Origin of the sequence: Rathayibacter sp. AY1C1 (assembly GCF_002932105.1) — a bacterium.
Lineage (GTDB): Bacteria > Actinomycetota > Actinomycetes > Actinomycetales > Microbacteriaceae > Rathayibacter.
Genome location: NZ_PSWH01000004.1, coordinates 134,941 through 149,172 on the forward strand (window position 1 = coordinate 134,941; position 14,232 = coordinate 149,172).

The following is a 14,232-nucleotide window of genomic DNA, read 5'->3' on the forward strand; positions in this document are numbered from 1 at the left end:
GCGACGAGGATCGCCTCCCGGCTAGTGCGACTTCCCTCCCCTGCCATCGGCCATAATGGTCTGTGTGACGAGCACCTCTCTCTCCCCCACGGCCACCGCGCCCGTAGTGAACCGACCCAACCCGGTCGCGGTCGGAACGATCGTCTGGCTGGGCAGCGAGGTCATGTTCTTCGCGGGCCTCTTCGCGATCTACTTCACCCTGCGCAGCACCTCGCCCGAGCTCTGGGGCGCCGAGACCCAGATCCTCAACGTCCCCTACGCGGGCGTGAACACGGTGATCCTCGTGGCCTCGTCGTTCAGCTGCCAGTTCGGCGTGTTCGCCGCCGAGCGCCTGCAGCCGCGTGCGACGGGCCTCAGCCCGTTCAAGTGGGGCATGGTCGAGTGGTTCTTCCTCACCTACGCCCTGGGCGCGGTCTTCGTCTCCGGCCAGGTGCTCGAGTACGCGACCCTCGTCTCCGAGGGCGTCACGCTCTCCAGCAACGCCTACGGCTCCGCCTTCTACCTGACGACCGGCTTCCACGCCCTGCACGTCACCGGAGGCCTCATCGCGTTCCTCCTCGTCATCGGCCGCGGCTTCGCGGTCAAGAACTTCGGCCACAAGGAGGCGACGAGCGCCATCGTCGTCTCGTACTACTGGCACTTCGTCGACGTCGTCTGGGTCGGCCTGTTCGCCGTCATCTACTTCCTCAAGTGACGCGCCCGCCGATGCCCCACTCCACTCCCGACCCCCGCAGGAAGGACGCCTCGATGGCCTCCCCGAAGACGAAGAGCCGAGCCAAGAAGGGTCGCCGCCACCCGCTCGCCACCCTGGCCCTGATCGCCATCGGCCTCGGGCTCACCGGCGGGACCTACGCCGCGGTCGGCGTCGCGACGTCCGCCTCCGCGGAGACGTCGTCCACCAGCCAGCAGACGATCGACGAGGGCTCGAAGCTCTTCGCCGCGAACTGCGCCACCTGCCACGGCCTCGACGCCGCGGGCACCGACAACGCTCCCTCCCTCATCGGAGTGGGCGCGGCGTCGGTCGACTTCCAGGTCGGCACCGGCCGCATGCCGATGCAGATGCACGGACCCCAGGCGCTCGAGAAGCCGGTGCAGTTCACCGACGAGCAGGTCGGCGAGCTCGCCGCCTACGTCGCGTCGCTGGCCCCCGGCCCCGCGATCCCCGAGGGCGAGGTCCTCGACGGACAGGGCGACGCGGCGAACGGCGCCGAGCTGTTCCGCATCAACTGCGCCATGTGCCACAACGTCGCCGGAGCCGGCGGCGCGCTCACCGAGGGCAAGTTCGCTCCCCCGCTGGGCGGCGTGACCGAGGCGCACATCTACGAGGCGATGGTCACCGGCCCGCAGAACATGCCGGTCTTCAACGACCTGAACATCTCGCCCGAGGACAAGCGCGACATCATCTCGTACCTCAAGTACATCGAGGCCAACCCGTCCCCGGGCGGATTCGCGCTCGGCTCCCTCGGGCCGGTCGCGGAGGGCCTGTTCCTCTGGATCTTCGGCCTCGGCGCGATCGTGGCCCTGACGGTGTGGATCACCGCCCGATCCAACTAGACGACTGCAGCGCCCTGACGGGCGCGACTGACCCACGGCACCGACTGGTGCCGACACGGCGTGAAAAGGAGAACCATGGCAGAGCACGATGAGGGTGGCACGGACCTCGCCACCTCGTCGGCCACCGGGCACGGAACGGCTCCGGCCGGCACCGCGGTCGTGACGCGGGACCGCGTCCAGGACCCGGGCCTCCCGCCGCACCGCCCCCGGATGACCGACCTCGACCCCAAGGTCGAGAAGCGTGCCGAGCGCACGGTGTACACGCTCTTCTACCTCTCCTTCGCGGGCTCGATCTTCGCGGTCGCCGCCTACATGGCGTTCCCGATCACCGAGGACGTCGCGTCGGTCCGGCTGAACACGCTGTTCATCGGCCTGGGCATGTCCCTCGCGCTCCTGGGCATCGGCATCGCCGCCGTCCACTGGGGCAAGCAGCTGATGTCGGACCACGAGGGCATCGACATCCGCCACCCCGTCCGCAGCGCGGAGCCCACCCGCGCCCGTGCGCTCGAGATCTTCGACCAGTCCGACAAGGAGTCCGGCTTCGGCCGCCGCTCCCTCGTCCGGAACAGCCTGATCGCCTCCCTCGTCGTGTTCCCCCTTCCCGCCGTGATCCTGTTCCGGGGCCTCGGCCCGCAGGACCAGAACCCCGTCGCCCTCCTCAAGACCACCCTGTGGGAAGAGGGCACGAGGCTCACCCTGGACCCGTCAGGAGCGCCGATCCTCGCATCGGACGTCACCCTCGGATCCGCCTTCCACGTCATCCCCGAGGGCCTCAACGACGCCGAAGGCAAGCTGGAGGAGAAGGCCAAGGCCGCCGTCCTCCTGATGCGCCTGAAGCCGGAGGACCTCATCGTCAGTGAGGGTCGCGAGACCTGGAACTACGACGGAATCGTCGCCTACTCCAAGATCTGCACGCACGTCGGCTGCCCCGTGGCGCTGTACGAGCAGCAGACCCACCACCTGCTGTGCCCGTGCCACCAGTCGCAATTCGACATCACGCGCGAGGCCGCCGTCATCTTCGGCCCGGCGAAGCGTCCGCTTCCGCAGCTCCCCATCACCGTCGACGCCGAGGGTTACCTGGTCGCCAGAAGCGACTTCACGGAGCCCGTCGGACCGTCCTTCTGGGAGCGATGACTCACATGTCCACCACCACCCCCTCACGCCCCTCCAGCTCCCCCGCGGAGCCCGAGGACGGCGTCATCCTCGGATCCGGCAAGTTCCAGAAGGGGTACGTCGGAGCGGCGTCGAACTACATCGACGAGCGCACGAGCATCTCCGCGGTCGTCAAGGAGTTCGGTCGCAAGATCTTCCCCGACCACTGGTCCTTCCTCCTCGGCGAGGTCGCGCTCTACAGCTTCGTCATCATCCTGCTGTCGGGCACGTTCCTCACCTTCTTCTTCCAGGCCTCGATGGTCGAGACGCACTACGAGGGCAGCTACCTGCCCCTCAAGGGCATCGAGATGTCGGCGGCGATGTCGTCCTCGCTCGACATCTCCTTCGACATCCGCGGCGGCCTGCTGATGCGGCAGATCCACCACTGGGCGGCGCTGCTGTTCGTGGCCTCGATCGGCCTGCACATGCTGCGCATCTTCTTCACCGGTGCGTTCCGCAAGCCCCGCGAGCTCAACTGGGTCATCGGCTTCGTCCTCTTCATCCTCGCGATGGCCGAGGGCTTCACCGGCTACTCGCTCCCCGACGACCTGCTCTCGGGCAATGGCCTCCGCATCATCGATGGCATGGTCAAGGGCATCCCGATCGTCGGCACCTGGATCTCGTTCCTGCTCTTCGGCGGCGAGTTCCCGGGCACCGACATCGTCGGCCGCCTCTACACGCTGCACATCCTGCTGCTGCCGGCGCTGGTGCTCGCGTTCATCGCCCTGCACCTCGTGTTCGTGGTCGTCCACAAGCACACCCAGTTCCCCGGTGCGGGCAAGACCGAGCAGAACGTCGTCGGCTACCCGGTGCTGCCGGTCTACGCCGCGAAGGCCGGTGGATTCTTCTTCATCGTCTTCGGCGTCGTCGTCCTCATCGCCTCGCTGTTCACGATCAACCCGATCTGGAACTACGGCCCGTACGACCCCTCGCCCGTCTCCGCGGGAACCCAGCCCGACTGGTACATCGGCTTCGCCGACGGCGCCCTGCGCCTCGTCCCGCCGGGACTCGAGTGGGCCATCCCGGGCATCGGAACCCTGTCGTTCAACATCCTGATCCCGCTCGTCGGTCTCGGACTGTTCATCGCCGTGGTCATGCTCTACCCGTTCCTCGAGGCGTGGATCACCGGTGACAAGCGCGAGCACCACCTGCTCGACCGCCCGCGCAACGCCGCGACCCGCACCGCGATCGGCGCCGCCGGAGTCAGCTTCTACGCCGTCCTCTGGGCCGCCGCCTCGTCCGACCTCATCGCGACGCACTTCCATCTCACGATGGAGGGCGTGATCCACAGCCTGCAGTTCCTGCTCATCGCGGGTCCGTTCATCGCGTACTTCATCACCAAGCGCATCTGCCTGGCGCTGCAGAAGAAGGACCGCGAGATCGCGCTGCACGGCTTCGAGTCGGGACGCATCGTCCGCCTCCCCGGCGGCGAGTTCATCGAGGTGCACCAGCAGCTCGACGAGTACGAGCGCTGGAAGCTCGTCGGTCAGGACGAGTACGAGCCCCTGATGATCCGCCCGGACTCGCGTGGCCGCATCACCGCCCCGCAGCGCGTCCGCGCCGGCCTCTCCCGCTGGTTCTTCGAGGACCGGATCACCCCCGTCACCCAGAAGGAGCTCGAGAGCTCGCGCAGCGAGCACTGATCCTCCCCCGAAGGGCCCGGAAGTTCATTCGTCCGGGCCCTTCGTCGTTCCCGCAGCGGGGCGGCGCCTGTCCTCCGGCGTGGTGGAGGTCGGCGGTGGACCGAGAGCCGGTGAGACCGGATCACAGCGCCTCGACGGCGACAAGCCGGCAGGAAGGTGGGGCGATACTCCGGACCTCGAGACCTCCGCTCCGCGGATCACGAGATGCCATCTGACCGCCGAGCTGGAGACGTCCGCCTCCCTCGGATCACCGAGTGATCCAGCCTGTCTGCATGGTCGCAGTGTCGTCGTCCGATGAGCTCCCCGTCCCCGTCCACGTCGAGACACTCGGCATCGGTTCGAGGGCACCCATTCTCAGCAGGCCTGTCAGGACTGTCCTCCCCCGCTCACGGCCGAGCCCTCTGTGATCGGCGACGGCGACGCTCGCCGGTGAGACAGAGGAGGCGACCTCCGGGCCTCGACGACCGTAGCTGCAGCGGCGTCTCAGGCTCCTTGTCCTCGCACCGACCGGCACGACCCGCTAGACGTACCGAGGAACTCTAAGAGCCGCAGGGGCGCCCGCGGCTCCGCCGGGGTGCGGGCTCCGCTGGGGTCGGAACGGTGTGCAGGAGTCCGTAGGGCGGCGCAGGCGCCAGAACAGGCGCGGCAGGCCCAGTACGGCCGCAGGCGCAGCAGTATCGGCGACCGTAGCGGCCACCACCGCCGGCACACCCACAAGCGAACAGGAGAGAGCCGCCACAGGCGTAGCCCGCTCACCCGTGACCGGAGCAGGAGCCGTCGCAGCGCTGCTCTGGAAGGGTGACGACGCGGCCCGACGCTGCTGCTCGACGCCGCCCGCTGCGCTCCCTTGCGAGCTTCCGCGTCGCGGGGAGTCGGATGTTCCCAAACGTGCGCCTCCGCGCGGAACGCCTCTGTGTCCTGCCAGCAGGACACCAAGAGAGATCCCGCTCAGCTCGTCATCCCTCACTGAGCGGCCCCGGCCCTCACTCCCGGCTCTCACCCGGATGTCCCTGCTCTCACCGGGCGGCTCGATCCCCCACTGATCGGCGAGCGACGCCCCTGCACCCAGCCGAACGGCCGAGCCGACCGGGCCCCGACCGCGCATCGCTTCCTCCTGGATAAGCGAAAAGGCCAGGTGCACGGAGCCGAAGCCCTCGTGCACCCGGCCCTCGGCCGTGCGCTGCGCCCTAGCGGGCGAAGTACCCGCGGTAGTACTCGTACACCCAGCCGGCGATGGCGACCAGGAAGAGTCCGACGGCGATGTAGGTGATCCAGAACCCCACGGCCAGGCCGAGGAATCCGAGGGCCGCGGAACCGCCCAGGATCAGCGGCCACCAGCTCCACGGGCTGAAGAAGCCCAGCTCGGGGTCTCCGTCATCGATGTCCGCATCGAGGCGGTCCTCGGGGAGCTCGGCACCCTGCGCCTTGTGGACGCGGCCGACGTAGAACGCGATGAACGCGCCCAGCACGGCCGAGAGGCCGATGCCGACGGTGCCGACCCACTCCACCTGGCCCGTGTCGAGCAGCGACCACACGATGTACGTGATGTCGGCGAGGAGGAAGAAGCCCGCGAGGAGCCAGAAGAGATTGACGTTGGCGCGCATGACCCTACTTCACCGTGCCTTCGGACTTGTCGTACGTGGGGGCGTCCGGAGCGTCCTTCGCCGGACCGATTCCGACGGGGATGCCGGCCTCGGGGTGGTTGAGGTCGAACGCCGGGGCCTCGCTGCGGATGCGCGGGATCGAGGTGAAGTTGTGGCGGGGCGGCGGGCACGAGGTGGCCCACTCGAGCGACCGGGAGAAGCCCCACGGGTCGTTCACCGTCACCTTGGGCGCCTTGCGGGCCGTGATGTACACGTTCAGGAAGAACGGGATCAGCGACACCGCGAGGATCATCGCTCCGACCGTCGACACCTGGTTCATCCAGGTGAAGCCGTCCTCGGGGAGGTAGCTGGCGTAGCGGCGCGGCATGCCGACGACGCCCAGCCAGTGCTGGATGAGGAAAGTGGTGTGGAAGCCGATGAACAGCAGCCAGAAGTGCCATTTGCCCAGCGTCTCGTTCAGCATCTTGCCGGTCCACTTGGGCCACCAGAAGTAGAAGCCCGAGAACATCGCGAAGACGACTGTTCCGAACACGACGTAGTGGAAGTGCGCCACCACGAAGTACGAGTCCGAGACGTGGAAGTCGAGCGGGGGCGACGCGAGAATGACGCCGGTGAGTCCACCGAAGGTGAAGGTGATCAGGAAGCCGATCGCCCAGATCATCGGGGTCTCGAAGGTCACCGATCCGCGCCACATGGTGCCGACCCAGTTGAAGATCTTCACGCCGGTCGGAACCGCGATGAGCATCGTCATCAGCGAGAAGAACGGCAGCAGGACCGATCCGGTGACGTACATGTGGTGCGCCCACACCGTCACGGAGAGGGCGGCGATCGCGATGGTCGCGTAGATCAGCGTCTTGTAGCCGAAGATCGGCTTGCGGCTGAAGACCGGGAAGACCTCGGACACGATGCCGAAGAACGGCAGCGCGATGATGTACACCTCGGGGTGGCCGAAGAACCAGAACAGGTGCTGCCAGAGCAGGACGCCGCCGTTGGCCGCATCGTAGATGTGTGCGTCGAACACGCGGTCGGCGCCGAGGGCGAACATCGCGGCGGCGAGCACCGGGAACGCGAGCAGCACGAGGATCGACGTCACCAGGATGTTCCAGGTGAAGATCGGCATGCGGAACATCGTCATGCCGGGAGCGCGCATCGTGATGATCGTCGTGATGAAGTTCACCGCGCCGAGGATCGTGCCGAAGCCCGAGAGCGCGAGGCCGAAGACCCAGAGATTGCCGCCGAGCCCTGGTGAGAACGTCGTACTCGACAGTGGCGCGTACGCGAACCAGCCGAAGGACGCCGCACCCTGCGGGGTGACGAATCCGGCGACCGCGATGAGCGAGCCGAAGCTGTAGAGCCAGTACGCGAAGGCGTTGAGGCGGGGGAACGCGACGTCGGGGGCGCCGATCTGCAGCGGCATCAGGACGTTGGCGAAGCCGGCGAAGAGCGGCGTCGCGAACATCAGCAGCATGATCGTGCCGTGCATCGTGAACAGCTGGTTGTACTGCTCGCGCGTCTCGACCACGTTCAGGCCGGGCTCGAACAGCTGGGCGCGGATGACCAGGGCCATCACGCCGGCGATGCAGAAGTAGATGAACGACGTGATCAGGTACATGTACCCGATGACCTTGTGGTCGGTCGACGTCATCCAGCGGACGAGGACGTTCGCCTTGCGCTGGACCGGCGGAGTGCCGGCGGTGCGCGTCGGGCGGGGTGCCGTGGCGGTGCTCATGCTCCCTTACTCCTCGTTCTCGCGGGCCGGCGCGCCGGTTCCGGGAAGGTTCGAATTGCGGTTGTACTCGGCGCCGAGCTGACCGGTCTGGCCCGCGTCGCGCAGCGACTGGATGTAGTCGTCGTACTCGCCCTGCGAGACGACCTTGACGTTGAAGAGCATCGCGGAGTGGTACTCGCCGCAGAGCTCGGCGCACTTGCCCGCGTAGGTCCCCTCCTTGAGAGGCGTGACGTACATGTAGTTCGTCTTGCCGGGGATCATGTCCTTCTTGTAGAGGAAGTCGACGACCCAGAAGGAGTGGATCACGTCGCGCGCGTCGAGCTGGATCTTGATCTTCTGTCCGACGGGCAGGTAGAGCGTGGGGATCTCGGACTCGACGAGCGAGCCGGCGGCGTCTCCGCCCTCCTGGTACTGGCCCTGGATGCCGGCGGAGTAGACGTCCTCGTCGACGTAGTTGAAGTCCCACGCCCACTGCTTGCCGTACACCTGGATGGTCTCGTCCGGGTCGTCGTAGGGCTGCTCGATGGCGGCCTGGTCGCGCGCGGTGAAGGCGAAGAAGCCGATCACGAGGATCAGCGGCACGATCGTGTAGAAGATCTCGATCGGCATGTTGTAGCGCAGCTGGACCGGCAGGCCGGTCTGCCCCTTGCGACGGCGGTAGACGACCACCGCCCAGATGGTGAGACCCCACGTGACGACGCCGACGGCGAGCAGGACGATCCAGGAGGTGACCCAGAGTCCGATGACGCGGTCGACGTGGTTCGTCGTGCCGGGTTCGGTGGGGAGCCAGCCCTGGAGCTGCTCTTGCGTGCAGCCCGCGAGGACGAGGGCGAGGGCTCCTGCGACGGGGGCAGCGACCCATCTGCGGATTCGGCGATTGAAGCGCACCGGTGACCTTTCGGAAGACTGGGGACCAGTTCACACGAAACTGTATTAGACCGGCTCCAGCCTACCCTTCCGCTCCGGCGGCCCAGTGCACAACGACCCGCTCTTGACGTCCCGGCCGAGTGGTGCAGTCATGACGAACGGCGCCCGACGGGCCACCGGAGTGGACTGTCGGACGCCGTTCGGAGGCGCTGCGGCCCGGGGCCGCGCGGCGTCAGTGGAAGCTGTCGCCGCAGGCGCAGCTGCCGCCCGCGTTGGGGTTGTCGATGGTGAAGCCCTGCTTCTGGATGGTGTCCTCGAAGTCGATCGAGGCGCCGTCGAGGTAGGGGACGCTCATCTTGTCGACGACGAGGCCGACGCCCTCGAACTCCACCGCGGCGTCGCCGTCGAGGGTGCGCTCGTCGAAGTAGAGCTGGTAGATGAGGCCGGAGCAGCCGCCGGGCTGCACCGCGACGCGCAGGCGCAGGTCGTCGCGGCCCTCCTGCTCGAGCAGGCTCTTGACCTTGGCGGCGGCGGTCGGGGTCATCGAGACGCCGTGGGCCGCGCTGGGCGGGGTGGCGAGGGGGGTCGCCGTCTGGTCGGTCAGTGTGTCTGACATGTCACTCCTCAGGGGACGGGCGGAACGGTCGTCGTGCCTTCCGGGATTCTACGGCTGCAACCCGGGTGGTCACCCGGGTATTCCACGAGCGGTGGTCAGTCGCGGTGAGCGGCGGCGCGGAGCAGGAACAGCGCCTCGGTCTGCGCGGCGCGCTTGAAGACGCCCAGGTGCAGCGACTCGTTGGGGCTGTGCGCGCGCGAGTCGGGGTCCTCCACACCGGTGACGAGGATCTGGGCCTCGGGGAACTCGCGCACGAGGTCGGCGATGAACGGGATGCTCCCGCCGATCCCGGTCTCGAGAGGCTCGCGTCCCCAGGCGTCCGCCATCGCGCCCTTCACCAGGTCCACGGCCCAGCCGGTCGCGTCGACCAGGAACGGACTGCCGGTGTCGACGTCCTCGATCGCGAGGTGGGCGCCGAACGGGGAGTTCGCCCGGAGGTGGCTCTCGATGGCGGCGAACGCCTCCTCCGCGTCCTGGCCGGGGGCGATGCGGGCGCTGATCTTCACGCGCACGGACGGGACGAGGGTGTTGGAGGCGTCGACGACGCTGGGCGCGTCGATCCCGGTGACCGTGACGGCCGGCTTCGACCACAGGCGCGAGAGGATCGCGCCGGTGCCGATCGGCGAGACCCCGTCGAGCAGCCCGGAGTCGCGGCGGAGGTCCTCCTCGGTCGTCTCGGGCACCGCTCCGTCGTGGTCGGTGAGGCCGGCGACGGCTACCGAGCCGTCCTCGTTCCAGAGCGTCGCGAGCAGGCGGACCGCCGCGAGCATCGCGTCCGGGACCGCTCCGCCGAGCATGCCCGAGTGCGAGGCGTGCGCGAGAGTGCTGACGGTGAGGGTGAAGGTGACGTTGCCGCGCAGGCCCACCGTCAGCGCGGGGGTGTCGACGTCCCAGTTGTCGCTGTCGGCGACGATGATCGCATCCGCGCGGAGGGCGTCGTGGTGCTCGCGGAGGAAGGTGGGGAACGAGCGCGACCCGAACTCCTCCTCCCCCTCGATGAAGAGGACGAGCCCGAGGTCGTGGTCCTCGCCCGCGACCTCGCGGAGTGCGCGCACCGCGGCGAGGTGGGACACGACTCCCGCCTTGTCGTCGGCGGCACCGCGCCCGTACAGGCGGTCGCCGCGCACGGTCGGCTCGAACGGAGGCGTCTCCCACGCCGACTCGGCGCCCTGCGGCTGAACGTCGTGGTGGGCGTAGAGGAGGACGGTCGGCGCTCCGTTGCGGGCGGCGCGGGTGGCCAGGACGGCAGGCTGGCCGAGCACGTCGGTGCCGTCGATCGTGGCGCTGTGGATCGCGACGTCGTCGAAGACGCCCGTCTCGCGCGCGAGCTCGGCGATGGCCTCGGCGCTGGCGGCCACGCGGGTGGCGTCGAAGCCGTCCCACGAGACGGACGGGATCCGCACGAGCTGCCCGAGCTGGGCGAGCGAGCGCGGCAGATCGTCGCGGACGGCGGCGAGGACGGCCTCCTCGTCGGAGGAGAGTGCGGGCGGAGTCGGAGCGTCGTGAGCCATGGAGGTAATCTTAAGAGACCCCCGATTCCAAGGACGTTCCCCGTGGCCAAGCACCCGATCGCAACCGACACGCCCGACGACGCCGGCTCGCCCGGCTCCGGGAAAGGCCGGCCGACGCCGACCCGGCGCGAGCAGGAGCTGGCCCGCAAGCGTCCGCTGGTCGTCACCGACCGCAAGCAGGCCGCCCGCGACGCCCGCGAGAAGGCCGCCGTGTCACGCGAGCAGGCCCGCATCGGCCTGGCCGCCGGTGACCAGCGCTACCTGCCGCTGCGCGACAAGGGTCCTCAGCGCAAGTTCGTGCGCGACTGGGTCGACGCACGCTTCAGCCTCGGCGAGTTCCTCATCCCGGTGATGGTCGTCGTCCTGCTGCTGAGCTTCTTCCCGCAGCCGGAGCTGCAGTACGCGACGCTCGTCATCCTCTGGGTGTTCTTCCTCCTCGCGGTGATCGACTGCATCCTCCTCGGCATGCGGATGCGCCGGAAGCTCGCCGAGCGCTACGGCGCCGACAAGGTCGAGAAGGGCATCCGCTGGTACGCCGCGATGCGCGCCCTCCAGCTGCGCGTCATGCGCCTGCCGAAGCCCCAGGTCAAGCGCCGCGCCTTCCCCGAGTAGTCGGACGGCGGACCACGAAGGGCCCCTGCGGTCGCGCCTCGCGCGGCTCCGGGGGCCCTTCGTGGTGCACGGCGGGTCAGGAGGCGCGGGCCAGTCCCCGGTTGATGTCCCGAGCCCACAGGGGCCCGCGGTAGATGAAGGCGGTGTAGCCCTGGACGAGGGTGGCGCCCGCGTCGAGGCGCTCGCGCACGTCCTCGGCCGTCTCGACTCCTCCGACGGAGATCACGCAGAAGGCCGCGGGGACGACGCCGCGGATCACGCGGAGCACCTCGAGCGAGCGCGCGGCCAGCGGGGCACCGGAGAGGCCGCCGGCGCCGGCCGCCTCGACCACGGCGCGGTCGGTCGAGAGGCCCTCCCGGGAGAGTGTGGTGTTGGTCGCGATGATCCCGTCCAGACCCAGGCGGACGGCGAGCTCGGCGACCCGGCCGACCTCGTCGTCGGAGAGGTCCGGGGCGATCTTGACCAGCAGGGGCGTCGTGTCGGCGGCGTCCTTGACGGCCGCGAGGAGCGGCTCGAGGCGGTCGATCTCCTGCAGGCCGCGGAGCCCGGGGGTGTTCGGCGAGCTGACGTTCACGACGAGGTAGTCGGCGAGCGGCGCGAGCAGGCGCGTGCTGATCAGGTAGTCCTCGATCGCGTCGTCCACCTCGACCACCCGGCTCTTGCCGATGTTCACGCCGATCACGGGGCGGCGGCGCGCGCTGCGCAGCCGGATCAGCCGTTGCGCCGCGGCCTCGGCGCCGTGATTGTTGAAGCCCATCCTGTTGACGACGGCGCGGTCCGCGATCAGCCGGAAGAGGCGCGGCCGGTCGTTGCCCGGCTGCGCCCGAGCGGTCAGGGTCCCGACCTCGACGTGTCCGAAGCCGAGCGCGCCGAAGCCCAGGACCGCGGTGGCGTCCTTGTCGAAGCCGGCCGCGACGCCGAACGGGGTCTCGAAGCGGAGGCCGAGCGTCTCGACCGCGGGCGTTCCGCGCGGGACGGTGGTCCGGCGCAGGACCGGAGCGAGGGCTCCGAGGGCCCGGATCACCGGGAAGCTCAGGTGGTGCGCCCGCTCCGGGTCGAGGCGGCGCAGGACGGTGCGGAACAGGAGCGGGTACACCCGGGCCTCAGATCTCGTCGGCGCTGTGGGGCACGGAGGTGCGCTCGGCGCGGAGCAGGGTGATCGCAGACTCGAAGTCGTCCAGCGAGTCGAACGCCTGGTAGACGCTCGCGAAGCGGAGGTAGGCGACCTCGTCGAGCTCGCGCAGCGGCGGCAGGATGGCGAGGCCGATGTCGTTCGCGTCGATCTGCGACGCGCCCGTGGAGCGGATGCTCTCCTCCACCCGCTGCGCGAGGACGGCGAGATCGGTGTCGGTGACGGGCCGGCCCTGGCAGGCCTTCCGGACGCCGCTGACGATCTTCTCGCGGCTGAACGGCTCCACGACTCCGCTGCGCTTGATCACGACGAGGCTCGCGGTCTCGGTCGTCGAGAAGCGCCGGCCGCACGACGGGCACTGCCGGCGGCGGCGGATCGAGAGGCCGTCGTCGCTCGTGCGCGAGTCGATCACTCGGGAGTCGGGGTGCCGGCAGAAGGGGCAGAACATCGAGGGCCTCTCGGTCTCAGGCGAAGCGGGCGTCGACGGCGTCGCCGTGGGCGGGCAGCGCCTCGGCGTCGCTGAGAGCGCGGATGTGCGGGGCGACGCGCTCGAGCGCACCGCGGTCGTACGAGATCAGCTGCTGCGGCCGGAGGAAGGTGTAGGCGCCGAGCCCGGAGGAGAAGCGCGCCTGCCCCAGCGTCGGGAGCACGTGGTTGGAGCCGGCGAGGTAGTCGCCCAGGCTCACCGGGGTGGTCGGACCGAGGAAGATCGCGCCGGCGTCGTGGATCCGCTCGGCCGTCGCGACGGGGTCGGCCGTGTGCAGCTCGAGGTGCTCGGGGCCGTAGGCGTCGCTGAACGCGCAGGCGAGCTCGAGGTCGTCGACGATCACGAGCGCGGACTGCGGGCCGTCGAGTGCGATGGCCACGCGCTCCGCGTGGTGGGTGGCAGCGGCCTGGGCGGCGACCTCGCGCTCGACGGCGGCGGCGAGCTCGGCGCTGTCGGTGACCAGGACCGCGGAGGCGGCCTCGTCGTGCTCGGCCTGGCTGACCAGGTCGGCGGCGACAAGGCGCGGGTCGGCGGAGTCGTCGGCGATCACGAGGATCTCGGTCGGGCCCGCCTCGGAGTCGATGCCGACCTGGCCGAGCACCTGGCGCTTCGCGGTGGTGACCCAGACGTTGCCCGGCCCGGTGATGATGCTGACGGGATCCAGCCCGATCGAGTCGACGCCGTAGGCCAGTGCGGCGACGGCTCCGGCGCCCCCGACCGCGTAGACCTCGTCGATGCCGAGCAGAGCGGCCGCCGCGAGGATCGTGGGGTGGACGGAGCCGCCGAACGCCTTCTGCGGCGGCGAGACCAGGGCGATGGAGGCGACTCCGGCGGCCTGCGCGGGCACGGCGTTCATGACGACGCTCGACGGGTAGACCGCCTTGCCGCCGGGGACGTACAGCCCGGCGCGGGCGACGGGTTGCCAGCGCTGGGTGACCGTGGCGCCGTCGTCGAGCTCGGTGGTGCGGGGCGGGGGGATCTGTGCGGCGCTGGCGCGGCGGACGCGCGCGATCGCCTCCTCGAGTGCGCTGCGAATGGCCGGGTCGAGGCGGTCGAGCGCCTCGGCGATCTGCTCGGCGGGCACGCGGAGGTGCGGGGGGCGCACGCCGTCCAGCCGCTCCGCCTGGTCGAGGAGCGCTTCCGCGCCGCGTTCTCGGACGTCGGCGATCAGCTCGGCGACGACGGGCCCGACGGAGGCGGACGTGCCCGGATTGCGGGGCACGAGGGCGAGGAGCTCGGCGGAGGAGGGACGACGGCCGCGGAGGTCGAGAGTCTGGATCATGGCCGCCCCAGTCTACGCGCCGCCCTCCCCCGCTCCCTCGCCG

Annotated in this window: 13 protein-coding genes; 5 read left to right on the top strand and 8 right to left on the bottom strand. The window is 69.6% G+C overall.

Annotated elements, in window-relative coordinates:
* The first annotated feature begins 55 nt into the window (after positions 1 to 55).
* From C5C71_RS03560 to C5C71_RS03575, 4 genes are all read left to right on the top strand, one after another.
* Complete coding sequence (locus C5C71_RS03560; protein WP_104224647.1) at positions 56 to 694, top strand: heme-copper oxidase subunit III; 639 nt, start codon at positions 56 to 58, stop codon at positions 692 to 694.
* Positions 695 to 747: 53 nt separating this feature from the next.
* On the top strand, positions 748 to 1,554 hold the full coding sequence (locus C5C71_RS03565) for a c-type cytochrome (RefSeq protein ID WP_104224648.1): 807 nt from the start codon (positions 748 to 750) through the stop codon (positions 1,552 to 1,554).
* 75 nt (positions 1,555 to 1,629) lie between these two features.
* The gene (locus tag C5C71_RS03570; RefSeq protein WP_104225358.1) at positions 1,630 to 2,688 is read left to right on the top strand and encodes a ubiquinol-cytochrome c reductase iron-sulfur subunit; all 1,059 of its coding nucleotides are present in this window, start codon (positions 1,630 to 1,632) and stop codon (positions 2,686 to 2,688) included.
* 5 nt (positions 2,689 to 2,693) lie between these two features.
* Positions 2,694 to 4,349 (top strand): ubiquinol-cytochrome c reductase cytochrome b subunit, encoded by a 1,656-nt coding sequence (locus C5C71_RS03575; RefSeq protein ID WP_104337154.1) that lies wholly within the window; start codon positions 2,694 to 2,696, stop codon positions 4,347 to 4,349.
* A gap of 1,187 nt (positions 4,350 to 5,536) precedes the next feature.
* Here the strand turns inward: C5C71_RS03575 and C5C71_RS03580 are convergent.
* The 5 genes from C5C71_RS03580 to C5C71_RS03600 form a co-directional block, all read right to left on the bottom strand.
* Positions 5,537 to 5,953 (bottom strand): cytochrome c oxidase subunit 4, encoded by a 417-nt coding sequence (locus tag C5C71_RS03580; RefSeq protein ID WP_104224651.1) that lies wholly within the window; start codon positions 5,951 to 5,953, stop codon positions 5,537 to 5,539.
* A 4-nt stretch (positions 5,954 to 5,957) separates the two neighbouring features.
* Positions 5,958 to 7,682 (bottom strand): cytochrome c oxidase subunit I, encoded by a 1,725-nt coding sequence (gene ctaD, locus C5C71_RS03585; RefSeq protein ID WP_104224652.1) that lies wholly within the window; start codon positions 7,680 to 7,682, stop codon positions 5,958 to 5,960.
* Between the two features lie 6 nt (positions 7,683 to 7,688).
* Positions 7,689 to 8,570: a cytochrome c oxidase subunit II gene (gene coxB / locus C5C71_RS03590; protein WP_104224653.1), complete on the bottom strand. Its 882-nt coding sequence runs from the start codon at positions 8,568 to 8,570 to the stop codon at positions 7,689 to 7,691.
* A gap of 211 nt (positions 8,571 to 8,781) precedes the next feature.
* On the bottom strand, positions 8,782 to 9,165 hold the full coding sequence (gene erpA, locus C5C71_RS03595) for an iron-sulfur cluster insertion protein ErpA (protein ID WP_104224654.1): 384 nt from the start codon (positions 9,163 to 9,165) through the stop codon (positions 8,782 to 8,784).
* A gap of 95 nt (positions 9,166 to 9,260) precedes the next feature.
* Positions 9,261 to 10,676 carry a dipeptidase gene (locus C5C71_RS03600; protein ID WP_104337155.1) on the bottom strand — a complete coding sequence of 472 codons (1,416 nt, stop codon included), beginning with the start codon at positions 10,674 to 10,676 and terminating at the stop codon, positions 9,261 to 9,263.
* A gap of 42 nt (positions 10,677 to 10,718) precedes the next feature.
* Here C5C71_RS03600 and C5C71_RS03605 point away from each other — a divergent pair, with 42 nt between their 5' ends.
* Positions 10,719 to 11,288, top strand: a complete 570-nt coding sequence (locus tag C5C71_RS03605) for a DUF3043 domain-containing protein (RefSeq protein WP_181027102.1) — start codon at positions 10,719 to 10,721, stop codon at positions 11,286 to 11,288.
* Between the two features lie 76 nt (positions 11,289 to 11,364).
* On the opposite strand, the gene C5C71_RS03610 is transcribed toward C5C71_RS03605, so the two are convergent.
* From C5C71_RS03610 to hisD, 3 genes are read right to left on the bottom strand one after another with little or no spacing between them, the layout of a single operon-like run.
* Positions 11,365 to 12,384: a quinone-dependent dihydroorotate dehydrogenase gene (locus tag C5C71_RS03610; RefSeq protein WP_104224656.1), complete on the bottom strand. Its 1,020-nt coding sequence runs from the start codon at positions 12,382 to 12,384 to the stop codon at positions 11,365 to 11,367.
* 7 nt (positions 12,385 to 12,391) lie between these two features.
* Entirely contained in the window at positions 12,392 to 12,868 is a 477-nt protein-coding gene (gene nrdR / locus C5C71_RS03615) for a transcriptional regulator NrdR (RefSeq protein WP_104224657.1), read from the bottom strand.
* Positions 12,869 to 12,884: 16 nt separating this feature from the next.
* Positions 12,885 to 14,189, bottom strand: coding sequence for a histidinol dehydrogenase (hisD, locus tag C5C71_RS03620; protein WP_104246755.1), 1,305 nt, complete (start codon positions 14,187 to 14,189; stop codon positions 12,885 to 12,887).
* Between the last annotated feature and the right edge of the window lie 43 nt (positions 14,190 to 14,232).

What these genes read in the sequence shown, in the direction of transcription:
- C5C71_RS03560 (WP_104224647.1), top strand. Translation starts at nt 56, where the DNA reads ATGGTCTGTGTGACGAGCACCTCTCTCTCCCCCACGGCCACCGCGCCC.
- C5C71_RS03565 (WP_104224648.1), top strand. Translation starts at nt 748, where the DNA reads ATGGCCTCCCCGAAGACGAAGAGCCGAGCCAAGAAGGGTCGCCGCCAC.
- C5C71_RS03570 (WP_104225358.1), top strand. Translation starts at nt 1,630, where the DNA reads ATGGCAGAGCACGATGAGGGTGGCACGGACCTCGCCACCTCGTCGGCC.
- C5C71_RS03575 (WP_104337154.1), top strand. Translation starts at nt 2,694, where the DNA reads ATGTCCACCACCACCCCCTCACGCCCCTCCAGCTCCCCCGCGGAGCCC.
- C5C71_RS03580 (WP_104224651.1), bottom strand. Translation starts at nt 5,953, where the DNA reads ATGCGCGCCAACGTCAATCTCTTCTGGCTCCTCGCGGGCTTCTTCCTC.
- ctaD (WP_104224652.1), bottom strand. Translation starts at nt 7,682, where the DNA reads ATGAGCACCGCCACGGCACCCCGCCCGACGCGCACCGCCGGCACTCCG.
- erpA (WP_104224654.1), bottom strand. Translation starts at nt 9,165, where the DNA reads ATGTCAGACACACTGACCGACCAGACGGCGACCCCCCTCGCCACCCCG.
- C5C71_RS03600 (WP_104337155.1), bottom strand. Translation starts at nt 10,676, where the DNA reads ATGGCTCACGACGCTCCGACTCCGCCCGCACTCTCCTCCGACGAGGAG.
- nrdR (WP_104224657.1), bottom strand. Translation starts at nt 12,868, where the DNA reads ATGTTCTGCCCCTTCTGCCGGCACCCCGACTCCCGAGTGATCGACTCG.
- hisD (WP_104246755.1), bottom strand. Translation starts at nt 14,189, where the DNA reads ATGATCCAGACTCTCGACCTCCGCGGCCGTCGTCCCTCCTCCGCCGAG.